The organism is Streptomyces sp. Y309, assembly GCF_056712025.1.
Map to the genome: position 1 here is coordinate 65,392 of NZ_JBWYAE010000004.1, position 16,012 is coordinate 81,403.

At 67.2% G+C, this 16,012-nt stretch carries 14 protein-coding genes and 4 pseudogenes; 11 read left to right on the forward strand and 7 right to left on the reverse strand.

Annotation, left to right across the window (positions count from 1 at the left end):
- Positions 1-813, reverse strand: a complete 813-nt coding sequence (locus AC0KTA_RS40810; protein ID WP_481057008.1) for a helix-turn-helix domain-containing protein — start codon at positions 811-813, stop codon at positions 1-3.
- A gap of 453 nt (positions 814-1,266) precedes the next feature.
- Between AC0KTA_RS40810 and AC0KTA_RS40815 the strand changes: the two genes are divergently transcribed.
- The 4 genes and pseudogenes from AC0KTA_RS40815 (at position 1,267) to AC0KTA_RS40830 (ending at position 2,698) form a co-directional block, all read left to right on the forward strand.
- Positions 1,267-1,452 carry a hypothetical protein gene (locus tag AC0KTA_RS40815; RefSeq protein ID WP_481057009.1) on the forward strand — a complete coding sequence of 62 codons (186 nt, stop codon included), beginning with the start codon at positions 1,267-1,269 and terminating at the stop codon, positions 1,450-1,452.
- Positions 1,449-1,643, forward strand: a complete 195-nt coding sequence (locus tag AC0KTA_RS40820; RefSeq protein ID WP_481057010.1) for a hypothetical protein — start codon at positions 1,449-1,451, stop codon at positions 1,641-1,643. Before AC0KTA_RS40815 ends, AC0KTA_RS40820 begins: the two co-directional genes overlap by 4 nt.
- 340 nt (positions 1,644-1,983) lie before the next feature.
- Positions 1,984-2,127, forward strand: a pseudogene (locus tag AC0KTA_RS40825) (helix-turn-helix domain-containing protein); the annotation flags it as partial.
- A gap of 346 nt (positions 2,128-2,473) precedes the next feature.
- Positions 2,474-2,698, forward strand: coding sequence for a hypothetical protein (locus AC0KTA_RS40830; RefSeq protein ID WP_481057219.1), 225 nt, complete (start codon positions 2,474-2,476; stop codon positions 2,696-2,698).
- 509 nt (positions 2,699-3,207) lie between these two features.
- Here the strand turns inward: AC0KTA_RS40830 and AC0KTA_RS40835 are convergent.
- Positions 3,208-4,390 (reverse strand): annotated as a pseudogene (locus AC0KTA_RS40835) (IS630 family transposase).
- Positions 4,387-4,614, reverse strand: coding sequence for a hypothetical protein (locus AC0KTA_RS40840; RefSeq protein ID WP_481057011.1), 228 nt, complete (start codon positions 4,612-4,614; stop codon positions 4,387-4,389). The pseudogene AC0KTA_RS40835 and the gene AC0KTA_RS40840 overlap by 4 nt, the downstream one beginning before the upstream one ends.
- Positions 4,615-5,384: 770 nt before the next feature.
- Between AC0KTA_RS40840 and AC0KTA_RS40845 the strand changes: the two genes are divergently transcribed.
- The 6 genes from AC0KTA_RS40845 (at position 5,385) to AC0KTA_RS40870 (ending at position 11,260) form a co-directional block, all read left to right on the forward strand.
- Positions 5,385-6,209 (forward strand): DUF3105 domain-containing protein, encoded by an 825-nt coding sequence (locus AC0KTA_RS40845; protein WP_481057012.1) that lies wholly within the window; start codon positions 5,385-5,387, stop codon positions 6,207-6,209.
- A gap of 2 nt (positions 6,210-6,211) precedes the next feature.
- The gene (locus AC0KTA_RS40850; protein ID WP_481057013.1) at positions 6,212-6,853 is read left to right on the forward strand and encodes a DUF305 domain-containing protein; all 642 of its coding nucleotides are present in this window, start codon (positions 6,212-6,214) and stop codon (positions 6,851-6,853) included.
- A 208-nt stretch (positions 6,854-7,061) separates the two neighbouring features.
- A complete protein-coding gene (locus tag AC0KTA_RS40855; RefSeq protein WP_481057014.1) occupies positions 7,062-7,361 on the forward strand; it encodes a hypothetical protein in 300 nt (99 codons plus the stop codon).
- 1,064 nt (positions 7,362-8,425) lie between these two features.
- Positions 8,426-8,863, forward strand: coding sequence for a hypothetical protein (locus AC0KTA_RS40860; RefSeq protein WP_481057015.1), 438 nt, complete (start codon positions 8,426-8,428; stop codon positions 8,861-8,863).
- Between the two features lie 24 nt (positions 8,864-8,887).
- Positions 8,888-9,844, forward strand: a complete 957-nt coding sequence (locus tag AC0KTA_RS40865; protein WP_481057016.1) for a transposase — start codon at positions 8,888-8,890, stop codon at positions 9,842-9,844.
- A 300-nt stretch (positions 9,845-10,144) separates the two neighbouring features.
- A complete protein-coding gene (locus AC0KTA_RS40870; RefSeq protein WP_481057017.1) occupies positions 10,145-11,260 on the forward strand; it encodes an RCC1 domain-containing protein in 1,116 nt (371 codons plus the stop codon).
- Positions 11,261-11,597: 337 nt separating this feature from the next.
- Here AC0KTA_RS40870 and AC0KTA_RS40875 read toward each other — a convergent pair.
- A pseudogene (locus AC0KTA_RS40875) lies at positions 11,598-12,145 on the reverse strand (IS110 family transposase); the annotation flags it as partial.
- A gap of 342 nt (positions 12,146-12,487) precedes the next feature.
- Between AC0KTA_RS40875 and AC0KTA_RS40880 the strand changes: the two are divergent.
- Positions 12,488-13,520, forward strand: a pseudogene (locus AC0KTA_RS40880) (IS110 family RNA-guided transposase).
- Positions 13,521-13,860: 340 nt separating this feature from the next.
- On the opposite strand, the gene AC0KTA_RS40885 reads toward AC0KTA_RS40880, so the two are convergent.
- From AC0KTA_RS40885 to AC0KTA_RS40895, 3 genes are read right to left on the reverse strand one after another with little or no spacing between them, the layout of a single operon-like run.
- Positions 13,861-15,048 (reverse strand): methyltransferase domain-containing protein, encoded by a 1,188-nt coding sequence (locus AC0KTA_RS40885; RefSeq protein ID WP_481057018.1) that lies wholly within the window; start codon positions 15,046-15,048, stop codon positions 13,861-13,863.
- Positions 15,049-15,051: 3 nt separating this feature from the next.
- The gene (locus AC0KTA_RS40890) at positions 15,052-15,555 is read right to left on the reverse strand and encodes an ATP-grasp domain-containing protein (protein ID WP_481057019.1); all 504 of its coding nucleotides are present in this window, start codon (positions 15,553-15,555) and stop codon (positions 15,052-15,054) included.
- Between the two features lie 20 nt (positions 15,556-15,575).
- On the reverse strand, positions 15,576-16,007 hold the full coding sequence (locus AC0KTA_RS40895; RefSeq protein WP_481057020.1) for an MvdC/MvdD family ATP grasp protein: 432 nt from the start codon (positions 16,005-16,007) through the stop codon (positions 15,576-15,578).
- Between the last annotated feature and the right edge of the window lie 5 nt (positions 16,008-16,012).

A 16,012-nucleotide genomic window follows, 5' to 3' on the forward strand; every position in this document is an offset into this window, starting at 1 on the left:
TCACAGTGTGTGCGCGATCTCTCGAATCAGGTCTCGTGACTGCTTGACGCCAAGGGTACGTTCCTCCATCGCTGTCAGCAGGTCTCGGTATGCCCTGAGCTGCGCGTCCGCATCAAGAAACAGGGCGCCGTGCGCCGCGTCGAGCTGCACTGTGTCAAGCTGCGGCACAGGTCCTCCCGCAAGCAGAACCGCCTGCCCGGACCCGGCGAAACCGTCAGCATCAAAGGTGAGCACGCGTATCGTGCAGTTCGTATGTTCGGACAGGGAAAGCAGGTGCTTCAGCTGCTTGCGAGCCATCGTCCTTCCGCCGAACCGCATTCGCAGCGCAGCCTCGTGGATCACAGCAGTGAATGCGGTGCCGCCGTCTCGGTTGAGGATCTGAGCGCGCTTCATTCTGTGAGCGATACGTGCCTCAATGTCCCCTTGCGAGAGGCGAGGGAAAGTGAACTCGAAGACTGCCCGTGCGTAGTCCTCTGTCTGCGTGAGGCCGGGAAGGTGTGCGATCTGGTACGTGCGGAGGTGAGTGGCCTTGCATTCAAGCTCTGTGAGATCCAGGAAGCCTGCGGGCAGGATGCCTCGGTATTCCTCCCACCAGCCTTTGTCGCGTTCGGTGGCCATGGAGATCAGGGCATCGAGGTATGCCCGATCCGTACAGCCGTAGTTACTGGCGAGCACCCGAAGCCGGTCTGCGCCAACGCCGAACCGCGCAGTCTCCATGTGACTGATCTTCGTGTGGTCGATACCGAGGAGCACAGCGGCTTCGCGGGCGTTGAGGCCGGCGGCCTCCCGCATCTTGCGCAGCTCGACGCCCAATCGACGTTGGCGAGCGGTCGTAACTGTCCTGGGTGGCATGGCCGCAAGTCTGCCCCGCACGGATGACCCTGGTCCACAGGGATCTATGTTGTTCCGCAAAGGGGTGGCTATGTTGTTCCCGTCTGCTCTGGTCAAGGCGCATTGCGACGCACTCCGGCACCGAAGCGCACCCGATGACGCACGACCGCAGAGTGGCATCGTCATCGTCGGGGGTGCCAGAGCCACGGTGACGAGCAGCGCGAGCCAACCGCGTTGGGAGACAACGAAATGAACGCTGCCTTAGCACCTCCCGTACCACCGCCGTCCCTCCGGACGAGTTATCGCTTCACCGCACCAATCGAGTCGGCGAGCGCGGCAATTCTCCGTGAGCTCGTCTGCGCCCTCCTGAGAGGGGCCGGCCTTCTTCCCCTGCTCGACGATGCTCGGAGCTGTTTGAGCGAGGTCGTCCCGAATGTGCAACGCCACACGAAGGCCGCCCTGGTCGCGGTCGACGTGTCGCTCGGAAGCGATCACGTGACCGTCACCGTGCACGACGACGTCCCCCGCTCCCTGCCCAAACTGCGCGAGGCGGAACTCGACGAACTCAGAGGCCGCGGCCTCACTCTCGTGAGCGAGCGATGCAGGGGGTTGGTCGCATGATCGTGCCCGAGCGCGTCCACGTGTCGCGCATGCCTGGCGGCGACGGTCCCGGTCCGGTGTGGCTGTACTTCGACACGACGACACTCGTCGAGCTGAATCCTGCGCTTGCCTGCGACACGGTGTACCAACTCGCCGAACTGTGCGGGCTGTCGGTGACACCGCAGGCCGACGCTGGCGAGGTGTCTTCATGACCCTCGCCGACGTCGCCATCGTGCTACTGCAGCGAGCGCCCCGTCCAGGTCACGGTCGCACGGCGGAAGCCTCCTGCCCGGGCGGAGGCGCCACCTGAACCGGGCCGAAGACGTCGGCCCGCGCGCCCGCGCTCGGCGCAGACCGATCCACCCACCGTGCTGTCGGTCATTCTGAACTCCCCGCGTGTGAAGTCCCACGGGTTGTTGGACAGTTCTGTCCCGGCTCCTGGACGGCCCCACGGCACTTTGGACGGTCTCGGCACATCCTGGACGACCATTGCTCGTTGGTCCTTCCGTGACAGAAGCGCGTGAGCCGGAGCTGGTAGGCGACCGGCGTTGGATGGCCGAGCATCGCTGCCAGGCGGTGCTCCAGGTGCTGGACGGAGACCCGGTCGCACAGGTGGCCCGCCAGTTCGGCGCGTCGCGGCAGTCGGTGTACGCCTGGATCGAGCGGTACCACGCCGACGGGCTGGACGCTGGGAACGCACACCCAGGTGAACGGTCGGCACATTCTCCGTCACGCTCTCGACGCCAGGGGCGGGCTCTGGTGAGGCGTGGCGGGGCCTCATGTCCTGTTTGTAACAGAGGCAGGACGTGGGGCCGTGCCCCCTTCTCTTCATTCTCCTTAAGGGAAGGGGGCACGGGCTCGCCTCGCGGGTGTGGCGAGCCCGGCCGGGACAGCGGCACCGTCTGTCTCCCCGTACGAAGCGGCTGTCCCGGCCATAGAACAGATTCCCGCCCGGCGATCGGGGCGCAGCACCAGGGCTTCTCGGCCCGCTGCCAGCTCCGGCACGTACTAGTAGACCGTGGTCCGCGAGACGCTCAGCAGCTTGGCAATCGAGGTGATCGAGTTGTTGGCCCGTCAGGCGGCTACCGGCACCAGTGCTCCCACAGCAGCACCCTGTCCAGCGCCGCCTGGCGGCCACAGCCGGTCGGCGCTGTCGGTCAGTGAGCTGGTCCTGGTGGCGCTCGGCGTGTTGGAGCGCGCCGACGAGGTCCTCGGGTATGTCGCGGACGTCGGCGGCGGCGTACCGGGCGGACAGCTCGGCCTGTAGCGGGCTGGAATGTCGAGGTGGAAGAAGAAGAGCGAGGCGCTGCCGAGGCTCAATTGCACCGCGCGGCTTCCGCCTCAAGGACAAGCGTCTGCACCTCGCGGGGCAGGACCGGGCCGAAGGTGATGTGGGATGCGCAGTCTGGGCACGCGAACTGGGTCAATGCGGGGGGCGCCGGGCTGGCGATGTCGCGTACGGGCACGGCGGTGGCGGTGGCAGGCGCAACAACTGGCGCTCATATCGCCAGGGCGGTGATGCCGTAGTTGATGCCCATGCTGGCCAGGGCCGCGGCCGTGCGGCGCTCCTTCTGGAGGCGTCGGCGCACGTGCTGTTCGTGGGCCAGAAAGTAAGGGCGGATGAGGGCGACGTCGCCGCCAGTCAGGGGTGGTGTCGGCTGGCGTCTGGGGGGCCGGTGATCACGAGTCTCAGCACATGGGAGAGCAGGGCGATAAGGTCGCGTATGCGTTGTCAGCTCCTGGATAGCTGGTGGCGTGAGCCCCGGCGACCGGTCCTCAGCGGTCGCCGGGGCGTTGTGTTGGGTGGGTGTTACTGACTTCGGCGCTTTGAGGTCGCGGTGGTGGATCGTCGAGGACGAGTCCGGTGCTGGCCATGAACCCGTTGAGGGTGACGGGCCGGTATTGAAGGCGTTTGAGTCGGTTGCGGATGAGGGTTTCCATCCGCGCGAGAGGGATTGCGGTGAGGTTTGCCAGGCTGCGTTTGCAGTGTGACCACACGCTTTCCACCAGGTTGAGGTCTGGCGCGTAGGCGGGCAGCAGGAAGACGGTCAGCCAGTCACGGGCCGCGACCAACTTCTTCATACGCTGGGAGATGTGGGTGTTGAGCCGGTCCCACACCAGCACGATCGGGGCCTTGAGCATCTGGTGCATGGCGTCGATCAGCCGGATGTAGTCCGTCTCGGACAGGCTGCGCCGGATCTGCTTGCCGCGGCGGACGGTGCGGCTGTCGCGCACGCGCAGCCGGTAGCTCAACCGGGTGCGTTCGCCGGGCCGCAGCGCGAGCAGGGCGGACATCGAGACCCTGCCCGGGCTGCGCCCGCGGCCTTCACCACCGGGGTTCGGCCCCGGCGGCCCCAGGTCGGCCGCGTGGCGGCCTCAGACGCTGGGCTGCCTCGTCCTCGAAGCAGATCCATCCGCCGCAGACCGCCCGCGCCCTACTATCTCCGGCCAAGTGCTCTGTTTCCAAGCGGCAATCGCCGCCTCATCACGCTCGACTGCCCGCCGTGCCGCCATCTGCGGCGTGAATCCCAGTCGGCGCATCAGCCGTGTCGCCTCGGAAACGCTGTAAGAGATGTGGAAGGTGCGGCCGATCAGCGTTTCCACCCGCCTGCCGGTCCACACTGATCCTCTTCCCAGCCGTGGACGGCCGGGCCCTCATCCAGCATCCGAGCCAACTTCTCCCGAAGCGGCGGGCGCAGCTTGCACCGCTGTCCGCCTGCCCTCTTGGAGGCCAGCGCCGCTGTCCCACCGGCGCCCGCCAGGCCCGACGCCACTGGTAGACCGACTTCTGCGTCACCTGCAGCCGCCGCGCAATCTCCGGGTACACCGATAGCGGCCGTGAACAACTCCGCGGCCTGACGCCGCACCACTCGCGCCGTGCTCGCTCAGCCGAGACGACACGCCCACCATCCGCATACCTCGTACACGACGGTCTACCGCGCCTCCAACCAACTGTCAGCAGCCCGAACCAGACCTCAAAGCGCCGAAGTCGATAACGGCGAGCACGGCCGCGACCTTCGACACGGTGGGCAGGGCCATGGCCTGGTCCTGCCCGGCCTTGCGGATCGTGACGATGGACAGGCCAGTCATTTCCGCGAGCTGAGCTTGGGTGATGGCCTTACCGCGAAGAAGCTTGATCCTTTGCCCGTTCGTGTAGCCAGACCACTCCTGCCCTTCACGCACCCCTTTCCTCCGACATGCCGCCTCCGGACATGAGCCGGTACATGTACAAGCTGGCCTGAGGATCACGATCCTGCGGCATACGCGCTTCAACTCTGCTCTGTATCTGACCTATTAGAACGGTACGCGCGTGGCCGAGCAGCCGTCACGCCATCGAAGGATCCTCCCGCTACGGGTCGGTCCCGGCCCAGACCAGGCGAACGCGTACTCGGTCCCGGTAGCCGTCGACACCGCGCGCGGCCCCGGCAAGAATCCGTACGCTCCGGACGGGGCCTGCGGGGGTAGTCATGTTTTCGTGCCTGCTGTCGGATGCCGTGGGCCAGCTGCCGTCGGGGCGCGTTCATGACCGGTACACACGGCGGCTCGCTGGCGCTCCGGTAGGCGGCGCCTCGGCGGTGATTGAGCTGGTGGTGCGCCCGGTTCAAATGTGTCAGCTCCGTTGCAGGGAAGTGGCGTTCGTCGAGCAGATCAACGGGCTGACCCGGTCACGCGCCTGGGACGCGCTGCTGCTGCGGGCGGTACTCGCCTCGATCGCGCTGTGTCTTGCGGGCCGTCCTGGTGCCCACTCCGGCTACCGGTGGCTCCGGCTGCCGGATGGACAACGATCACCCCGCAACCCCCGCGCCATTTCGTGCGTGACCAGGCAAGTTCTGTTACTAATCGTTCCCTGATGTTCACGCTGGGTGAAGCTTGCTTCGTCAAGCCCGCGCCCACGGACCGTGAGGTAACTCATGCACCTGTTAACGAAGGGCCGACGGCCGAAGGTATCCCTGATGGCCGGGCTCTTGGCATTGCTGTCGTTACTGGCGTGGGGGCTTGCCGCTCCCACCGCCGCCCAGGAGGGCCTCTTCACAGGATGGGGCAACAACTACCACTCGCAACTCGGCGATACCGAGGACCACAACAGGCTGACACCTTCCATGGTGCCCCGACTCGCCAGCGGAGACGTCTCCGCCCTCGCTGCCAGTCCCGACGGCGGCCACAGCCTGGCACTGCTCTCCAACGGCACCGTGGAAAGCTGGGGCTACAACAACCTTGGCCAGCTCGGTAACGGCACCAACACTTCCACAGCCCTCCCCAGCACCGTGACCGGCCTGAGCGATGTGCAGGCTATCGCGGCGGGTAACGCCGAGGCGGTGGCCGAGTTCACCACGACCGGCGACGGCGAGCGGGTCTGGGACGCCAAGAAGCTGGGCCGCACCCACGTCGCCGGCAAGGTGAACTACCCGGTGACGCCGCCGGTGGGCGGCAACCACAACCAGGTGTGGATGAACTGCAACGGCGATGTCTACACCAAGGAAATCCCGAACGAGAACGCCGTGCACTCCCTGGAGCACGGCGCGGTCTGGGTGACGTACAACGACCAGGCGAAGCCCGCCGACTTGAAGAAGCTGGAAGCGAAGGTCAAGAAGACCCCGTACTCGCTGATGAGCCCGGTGAAGAAGCAGAAGGACCCGATCCTGCTTTCGGCGTGGGGCCACCAGCGGGTGGTGAAGAGCGCCGACGACCCGAAGGTCAATCCCTTCTTCTCCACCTACGTCCAGGGCAAGCAGACCCCTGAGCCCGGTGCGGCGTGCACCAACGGCCAGGGGCAGTAGCGATGAAGCGCAAGGACTGGCTGATCGGTGCCGCCCTGGGCGCGGTGCTCGCGGCGGGCGGCATCACGGCGGCGGTGGCATCGACCGGCGGCTCCTCCGACGCCTCCGACGCCTCCGACTCCGCGAAGACGCCGTCGAGTTCGTCGGCCGACGCGGGCTTCGCCCGCGACATGGCCGTGCACCACCAGCAGGCCGTCGAGATGTCCTACGTCGTCCGGGACCGCACCAAGAACACGGAAGTACGCCGCCTCGCCTACGACATCGCGCAGACCCAGGCCAACCAGCGCGGCATGATGCTGGGCTGGCTGGACCTGTGGGAGCTGCCGAAGGTGCCGCCCGGCGAGCCCATGGAGTGGATGGACATGAGCGGGGCGCCCTCGGCGGGCGACGGTTCCCTCATGCCCGGCATGGCGACGAACGCGCAGATGAAGCGGCTCGGCGAGCTGAACGGCAAGCAGGCCGAGGTGTATTACCTGCAGCTGATGACCGCCCACCACAAGGGGGGCATCCATATGGCGCAGGGGTGCGTGGAGCGCTGCGAGGTGCCGGTCGAGCGGCGGCTCGCGCAGGGGATGGTGGAGTCCCAGGAGTCCGAGATCAAGCTGATGACGGACTTGCTGAAGGCACGGGGCGCGAAGCCGTAGGGGGCCCTGCCGGGGGGCTCCCCAATCCCGCCCCTTCCCGAAACCGGGGGCTCCGCCCCCTTCCAGCCGATCGGAGCGCGGCCGTGCTGGAGGTAGTACCGCGGTGGTTCGTCCAGTCCTTCGATGACGATGGCACGGTCGTTGACCTCGATCGGGCCGGGTCGCGCCGAGACCGCGAGCTTCTTGGGTGACGGTCGTCAGGTCGGGCTTGACCCATGCGGCCCGGCACATGGCGATCTGCTGGGGCGGGCAGATGCAGGCCATGGTCGACGTGCTGTTGGTGGACCTCAGCACGCTGTACACGTCTGATGTGCTGCAGTCCACGCACCCGGATGTTCAGGACCAGATCCGGCGCGCGGGCCGATTCCTCCTCGACAATTCCAGCCCGCGCCTGACGCAGTCCGCATATGAGCACCTGCGTGAGCTGGCCTGGCAGGTGCGCTGCCTGGCATATATGCACTGCAGCGAGAAGGACAAGCAAGGCGCCTGGCGGGAGGAGCCGCCGTGAGCACGGCGGGCCGGCACCGGGCGCCGCGCGGCGACCCCCTGGAACGACTGCTATACGGGGTAAGCTCGCTGATGGGGATCGGTGCTGTCGTGCTGCTGTGCGCCGTCGTGGAGCTGGGAACGCACACCCAGGTGAACGGTCGGCACATTCTCCGTCACGTTCTCAACACCAGGGGCGGGCCCTGGTGATGCGTGGCGGTGGCCTCATGTCCTGATTGGTAACGGAGGCAGGACGTGGGCCGAGCCCCCTTCTTCTCCCCTCCTAGGGGAAGGGGGCAAGGGCTCGCCTCGCGGGTGTGGCGAGCCCGGCCGGGACAGCGGCACCGTCCGTCCATCTCCCCGTACGGAGCGGCTGTCCCGGTTACAGAACAGATTCCCGCCCGGCGATCGAGGTGCCTCTCCTTCCCCCAGCTCCGCGCTGGGCCGCAGCGGCCAGATGAGGGCCGCCTCGGCAGCGCGCACTTCCGAAGTGCGTGCCCGCGGCCTGGAACGCCCCCGTTGTCCCGGCCGCGAACAGAAGCGCCAGGCTGGCGGACCGGGGAGACGTAATCCGCATGCCTGGCGCCGCCCGCCCCACCGGCTGCCGGCCACGGGCCGCTGCGACGGATTCCGCACGGCCGCCATCCGCTCCTCCGCACCTGGTCCGGGAAGAGCAGAAAGCGGCGGGGCGAGCCCAGTCCCTGCGTGCCCCCGGGTCATCAACTCCCGTCACGCCTGCGCGGACGTCACAACCCACAGGAATCGCGCGGGTGTGGCGGGACGCTGCTCCCATTTACTGATCAAGAAAGGCGCTGCCGACATGACGATGCGACAGTGCTGATATTAGATGGCTCTCATGAGGGGCACTCAGACCTGCGGCGCGATCTTGATCCTTTCGGCGGGTCGGAGAAAACCTCCTCATATAAGCGCAGGTTAATGGAGATCAAAAGAGCTCTTACGCGGACAGCGCCACGCCCTGCACACCTTGCAACCGTGCCCAAATACGCATGGCCTGGTATAGGTAATCTCTGGATGTGCCACTAACCCAGAGCCAAACAGTTTTAAGCGCTCAAAGAAAGGAATTCCATGATTCCCCGCAAAGCAAAGATTTCTTTAATTTTATCCGTCATGACTGCCGCCGCGGCTTCGGGCACGCTGGGGCTCTCCAGCAACGCCCACGCCGATGGTTGGCTCTGCGGCCAGCACCCACACTGGGTAGCCGGAGACTATGTTGGCCACAAGTTTGTCAATGGCCAGCTCAGCGACTCCACTCTGACTCTCAGCACCCGGCCCAGCCATGACAAGCCGGGACATTTCCAAGGGCTCCGCGACACAAGCGGCATCACCTGGTCCATGGTCGATTCCTCCCTCACCATTGCCGATAAAGAAGGAGACACCATCACGCTGGTGCCGCACTGCTCGGGGTTTAAGTTTGAGCCGGAAAACCTTATCGGTGTAGGAGATGGCGTGCACGCCTCCGACCCGAAAACCATCTACACCTTTGTTCGCAATCACACTCCGTAACCGTCTATAACAAATGCCCGGCGCTTGATCCCGGGTGAGAACCCCAGCACGGTTGCCGCCCTCCAGCTCCGCGGCCTGTTGCAACGGCGTCCCGAACTGGCCCTGAAAGCCCCGTTGTTCGTGTTCGACGGCGGCTGCGACTCCGTCCGCCTCGCCCTCGAACTGACCGGGGCCCCGGCCCAGATTCTCGTCCGGGTCCGCTCCGACCGGTCCTTCTACGCCGACCCAGCATCCCGCAGCACGACGGCCGCGGGGCGGCCACGCCGACACGGTGCGAAGTTCGCCTGCCCCGCCCCGGCCACCTGCCCCGCCCCGGCCACCTGGCCGGCCCCGGACATCACGCACGAATGCGCAGACGAGCAGTACGGCGCGGTGACCGTGCGGATGTGGCACCGCCTCTGCACGCCAAGACCCAGCAGCACGACGGACACGGCAGCCGCAGCCCTCGCCATCATCCCGGGCACTGTGGTCCGCCTCAGTGTGGACCGGCTTCCCGGACGCAGCCGGGCGCCGAAGACGCTGTGGCTGTGGTGGACCGGACCGCCCGGCCACAGACCCGACCCCGACCTGCTCTGGCGGGCCTACACGCGCCACTTCGACATCGAGCACACGTTCCGCTTCGCCCGGCAGACGCTGAACTGGACCCTGCCGCGGCCCCGCACCCCACAACAGGCGGACCGATGGGCCTGGCTGGTCCTCGCCGCCTACACCCCAACCCCGCCTTGCCCGAACCCTGGTGAGCGACCACCGGCTGCCCTGGGAGCAGCCACTGCCGTCAGTGCGGCTTACGCCGGGCCGTGTCCGCCGACGATTTCGTCATGTTCAGGCCGCAGTGGGCACACCAGCCAAGCCACCACAATCCTGTGGACGCTCCACAGGCCGACCACAAGGCACCCGACGAGGCCCCGCACCCCGCCATCCGGCAGTCAAATCAGCGGCTTAACCTGCAATCCAACACTCTCAGGGATAAAGCGAAGCTAAGGCTGACCCGCTCGATGTGTCGGCGGTCAGAGAATTCCGCCCTGCCGACGATCTTGTGATGTCTACCCTCTCAGCTGGGCACCAACTGGTGTGCGATTCAGAGGGATCGGGGCGGTTGGCCCGCGCAACCCCCGTGCCATTTCGTGCGTGACCAGGCAAGTTCTGTTACTAATCGTTCAATGATGTTCACGCTGGGTGAACTGGCTTGCTCCGTCAAGCCCGCGCCCACGGACCGTGAGGTAACTCATGCACCTGTTAACGAAGGGCCGACGGCCGAAGGTATCCCTGCTGGCGGGGCTCTTGGCGCTGCTGTCGTTACTGGCGTGGGGGCTTTCCGCTCCCACCGCCACCGCCCAGGAGGGCCGCATCAAGGGATGGGGCAGCAACTACCACCTGCAGCTCGGCGACGCCCAGGGCGGCGGCAGGCTGACACCTGCCACGGTGGCCGGACTCACCGGCGCAAGGGTCTCCGCCCTCGCTGCCAGTTCCTGGAACGGCCACGGCCTGGCACTGCTCTCCAACGGCACCGTGGAAAGCTGGGGCTACAACGTCAACGGCGAGCTCGGTAACGGCACCACCGCCGTCCAAGCCGTCCCCGGCACCGTGACCGGCCTGCGCGGTGTGCGGGCCATCGCGGCGGGCGGCGCCCACAGCCTGGCGTTGCTGTCTGACGGCACCGTCAAGGCCTGGGGCTACAACGCCGACGGCGAGCTCGGCGACGGCACCAACACCAACCGCACCACTCCAGTCACCGTCACCGGCCTGACCAACGTCGTGGCCATCGCGGCGGGCGTCAACCACAGCCTTGCAGTGCTGTCTGACGGCACCGTCAAGGCCTGGGGCTACAACAACTACGGCCAGCTCGGCGACAACACCGTCACCAGCCGCACCACTCCGGTCACCGTCCCCGGCCTGACCAACGTCCGGGGAGTCGCCGGAGGCCAATTCCACAGCCTGGCGTTGCTGTCCGACGGCACCGTCAAGGCCTGGGGCTACAACGGCAACGGTCAGCTCGGCGACGGCACCAACACCAGCCGCACCACTCCGGTCACCGTCCCCGGCCTGACCAACGTGCGTGAAATCTCCGCAGGCCTTCAACACAATCTGGTCCGGCTGGCCAACGGCGTCAAGGCCTGGGGCTACAACGCCTACGGTCAGCTCGGCGACGGCACCACCACCACCCGCACCACTCCAGTCACCGTCACCGGGATGTCCGACGTGCGCGCTATCAGCGCTGGTGGCAACCACTCCATGTTCCTGACCCGCGACGGCAACGTCAGTACCGTCGGCCTCAACACCAGCGGTCAGCTCGGTGATGGCACCACCAGCAACCGCTCGACGGTCACCACCCCGGTGGAGGGGCTCGGCAGCATCTCGCGCATCGCCGCCGGCATCGACTTCAGCCTCGCAGCCTGACCAGTGCACAGGCCAGACCGGCGCTGCACCCGACGGGATGCCGTTGGTGAACTCGGGGCCTAGCGTGACGTCGGTCTTCAGGACCCGGTTGGTCTTGAAGACCGACGTTGTCGTTTGCGGTGGGTGCCGATGCCGATGCGTCCGATCAGGGGTGGGGCCGGGCGTCACTGGCAGTCTCGTGCTGTTCGGGGGCGGGGTCTTCTGTCAGTGGGAGACCAGCACTTAGAGCTCCTAACGCAACGTGGGTCGCCGTGACTTCCGGAGGGGTGTGTCGGTTACTGATGTTCGCAGCCGCGCTGCACACCACCGTCGACTTCGACAGCGTGATGCGAGATCCCAGCAAGGCCAGGACGGCCGGGTGCTGGATGCACGGGCCGCCGACGACTCGTTCCAGTTGAGGGTGGATCTGCGTGAGCAGGCCGCGGAGCCGGTTGGAGATCCGCTGGCCAGGTTGTCGTCGAAGCCGACGATCATCTCCAGCTCGGCGACGGTGTCGTCTTCGAGCTCGATGGAGCGGAGGGTGTGCGACAACGACCGGGCGGCGTCCGCGATGACGAACGCGTCGCGGGCATCGGTCTTCGCCTCGCCGGGGTAGAGGTCGGCGATCCGCCGCATCGTCAGTCCGGGCAGATAGGCGACCTGGCAGCTCATGTCCCTGGCGACGGCGATCGACAGGGCACCGATCGAGGCGGGCTGGTTGACGATAACGAGCACGGTGCCGTGCTTGGCCTTCAACTTGCCGAAGACTTCGCGGAGTTTGGGCTCGCTGTTGGGCAGCCGCTTGTCAACGGCCTTCTTCCCGGCGAGGGTGACGGCGGTGGCGTGGTGTTCGCCCTTGCCGACGTCCAGGCCGAGGAAGGCGCCGATGTCGCTGGTGTCGATCACGTGCAGTCTCCAGTCGTAGTCGCCTGGCTTTGGCACGGCACCGATCACCACATCCACATGACGAAGATCCTCCCAAGTCCCTGCGGAACCGGTGGTCATGCCCCTGACTTGTTGAATCGGACCCAGACGCCCGGTCTGCAGCCGTAGCGTCCAGGGCGCCGGTCGGCACGGGCTCGCATTGCCCCATGCCGCCCCGCAGGGCTGGCTCATGATTAGAGTGCCGCCGCCGACCGGCACCCGCGCGGTGTGGCTCGACAGAGGCATGAACGTGTGAGACCGCAACTTCAAGTCAGGGTGCCCACCGCACACTTCTGCCGCTTCGAGTACCAGGTCAGGACACGCGTGATCGCCATCGGGATCGACCCCCACAAGTCCTCTCACACCGCTGTCGCGATCGACGCTGCAGGCCACAAGATCGGCCAGCGTCGCTTCGTCGTCAACGCGGGAACCTTCGGCCAGCTGATGCGCTGGAGCGAGCAGTGGCCCGAGCGCCGCTTCGCGGTCGAAGGAGCCGGCGGCCTCGGGCGGACGCTCGCCCAGCAGCTGGCCGCCGCTGGCGAGAACGTGGTCGACGTGCCTTCGACCCTGTCCGCCAGGGCTCGTCTCCTGGCCACCGGCGGTGACCGCAAGACCGACCCCGCCGACGCGCTCCACGTTGCCCAAGTCGCGCTCTTCCGAATCGACTTGCGCAAAGTCACCGCGGAGGACCAGTCCACGATCCTCCGTCTGCTGACCGAGCGACACAATGATCTGGTCAACGAGCGCACTCGCACTACGAACCGCCTGCACGCCGCCCTGCGGGACCTGCTGTCCGGCGGCGCCCCGACCCGGCTCTCGGCCGACAAGGCCGCCACCTTGATGAAGGGCATCCGGCCGCTCACCGCGACGGACAGCTGCCGCCGCGGCATCGCCCGCGATCTGCTGGCCGACCTGCGTCGGCTTGACCGCCAGGTCAAGGACAACGAGGCCCAGATGCGGGACGCTCTCGCCGCCTCCCGCACCAGCCTGACGTCGTTGCCTGGCCTGGGCACAGTGCTGGCCGCGAAGGTCTTGGGCCACATCGGCGACATCAGTCGCTTCCCAACCGAGCACCACTTTGCCAGCTACGTGGGCAGCGCCCTTGGACGCCTCCAGCGGAAAGAACGTCCGCCATCGCCTCAACACCGGTGGCAACAGGGCCCTGAACAGCGCACTTCACATCATCGCTATCTGTCAGATCCGGGACGGCGGCCGCGGCCAGGAGTACTACCTGCGCAAGATCGCCGAAGGCAAGACGCCCACTGAAGCCCGTCGGGCTCTCAAGCGCCGCTTGTCCAACGTCGTCTATCGGATCATGAAGCGCGATCAACGGAGCCAACTTCCTGCCGCCGCTTGACACACAGAGGCGCTAATCAGCGGTCTGTCGATGCCTCCAGAGCCGGTGACACCCCCAGCCCATGCGTTCGACAGGGGGAGATAGCCATGCCAGCTCCAGAGGCCGGGAGCCCCGTTGCGGCGCCACGAGAAGGTAAGGGGGTGCAGGCACTGGCACCGTGTGAGGTGTAGGGCGGGCCGGTCTGCGGTGTATGGGGGTGCGGCCGGTGATCACGAGTCTCAGCACGTGGGAGAGCAGGGCGATAAGGTCTCGCATGCGTCGTCGGTTCCTGGATAGCTGGTGGCGTGAGCCCCGGCGGCCGGTCCTACGCGGCCGTCGGGGCGTTGTGTTTGGTGGGGTGTTAGTGGGTGTTGAGGTGCCAGCGGGTGCCGTCGGGGATGTACCAGGCGCAGGCGTCGCCGTTGGCTTCGCGGCCGTAGCCGAAGTTGTCCTGTGTGGGCCGGCTGCGGGTGTTCCACCAGCGCCATGCGGTCTCGGCCTGCTTCCACAGGTCGGGGGCGCCGCCGTAGGTGACGGTGCGGTCGTCGGTGAAGGGGACGCGGGCCCATGCGCCGTCGCTGCGCTGGAGCTGGATGCTGGTGGTGCCGGTGGTGTCGTCGAGGTGGTAGACGAGTTCGGTCTGCGGCAGGTGGAAGGCCAGGAGGAGCCGCAGCGGGTAGTGCGCCTGGATGTCGGTGGCGGTGAGCGCGGTGGGGCGGGTTTCCGTCTGGGGGGCGCGTTCGGGGCGGTGGGGCTGGGGGTAGACGTGCGCGTCGGTGCGGGCGGGCATGAAGCTGCCCGCGGTGGCGGTGAAGTGGCCGACGGCCCGGCGGTGGTCGTCGACGCCGAGGCGGACGAGTCCGCCGGCGATGCCGAGCGCGATGTCGGTGAGGATGATGGCGCCGGGCTTGGCCTGCTCGATCCAGGCCTCGGGGATGGCGGGCACGGAGCAGGTGGCGATGATCCGGTCGAACCGGTCCGCCTCAGGAATGCCCTTCTGTCCGTCGCCCGTGGCTAGGTGGGGGGTGTAGCCGAGTTGTTGGAGGCGGGTGCGGGCGGTCTCGACGAGGTCGGGGTCGACGTCGATGGAGTGGACGAGCGAGTCGCCCAGGCGCGCGCACAGCAGTGCGGTGTTGTAGCCGGTGCCGGTACCGATCTCCAGGACGCGGTGTCCCCTGCGTACGGAGAGGTCTTCGAGCATGGCGGCCATGAGGCTCGGCAGGGTGCTGGAGGAGACGGGCAAGCCGGTCCAGGCGGTGTCGTCGACCTGCTCGGCGGTGGAGGGGTCCAGCGTGGTGACGAGGGTGATGTCGCGGTAGGCGGCGGCGAGGTGCTTGTCGTCGGTGCGGGCGCGCTGCTGGCGCCAGACGGTGATGCCCTTGGCGTTGGTCTCCTGCTCGAACCACGTGGGCACGAAGTGGTGGCGGGGGACGGTGGCGAACGCCTCGGCCCACTGCGGGGTGTGGATGACGCCGGCGTTTTGCAGGGTGTCGGCGAGTGCGGTCATGTGTGGCCGGGCGGCGTCGAGGTCAAGCTCGGGGTCGCTCACGGGTCAGACTCCTTGCAGTTCATCGGCGAGGGCTTCCGCGATGGGCAGGCCGGTGGCGTGTTGGATCCAGTCCCACTGCCCGCACGGGTTCGCTTCGAGGAACGTCCACTCGCCGGTGGGCGAGACGATGAAGTCCAGGGCAGCGAAGCGCAGTTCGAGGCGGGCCATCAAGCGCCGTACCGCCTCGGCGACGTGGCCCGGCGTTTCGGTGGCGCGGTAGGTGAGCGACTTGTAGTCGCTGCGCCAGTCCACGTGCGCGGCCTCGCTGCGGGCGTGGATTTCCGCGGCGAGCATCCGGTCACCGGCGACGGTCAGGCGTACCTCGTGGGCCTTGTCCATCCAGGCCTGGAAGAGGTGCGCGGTGGTGTCGAGGCCGCTCAGGTCGTCGAGGTCATCCTCGGCCAGGCGGCGGGTGTAGACCGTTTTGAGGGTGTCCTCTTCGATGAAGACCGGGGACGCGATGGCCTTGCTGACCACCGGTCCGTAGTCGGAGGCGAACGCGCGCACCGCGTCGGGGCTGTTGGTGATCAGCGTTGGGGGATGGCGAGGCCGCAGTCGCGGGCGGCGGTGAGCTGGAGGGGTTTGTACTCGGCGCGGGACATCGCGGCGGGATGGTTGACCCACCGGCACTCGAGTGCGGTGATCACGCCACCGAGTCCGGCCCGCGCCTGAGCGGCGGCGAAGCGCTGCTCGGCCTCCGACATGCCCGCGGGCAGGCCGAAGGCGTTCGGCGAGCGGTAGTAGACGCCGGTGACCTCGGCCAGGCGCACGGAACGGTGCTCGGTGGCGAGTTGGCCGTGCCAGCCGTGGACGGCGTCCAGACGGGCGGCCATGGTGAGGTCCTGGGGGAACTCGGCGGTGTCCATGCGGAAGACGCGGGCGCCGCGCTCGGTCAGGACCTTGACGACGCGGTCGGTCGGCCAGTCGTCCTGTGCGGCGATGACGAGAATGCAGGCCATCACGT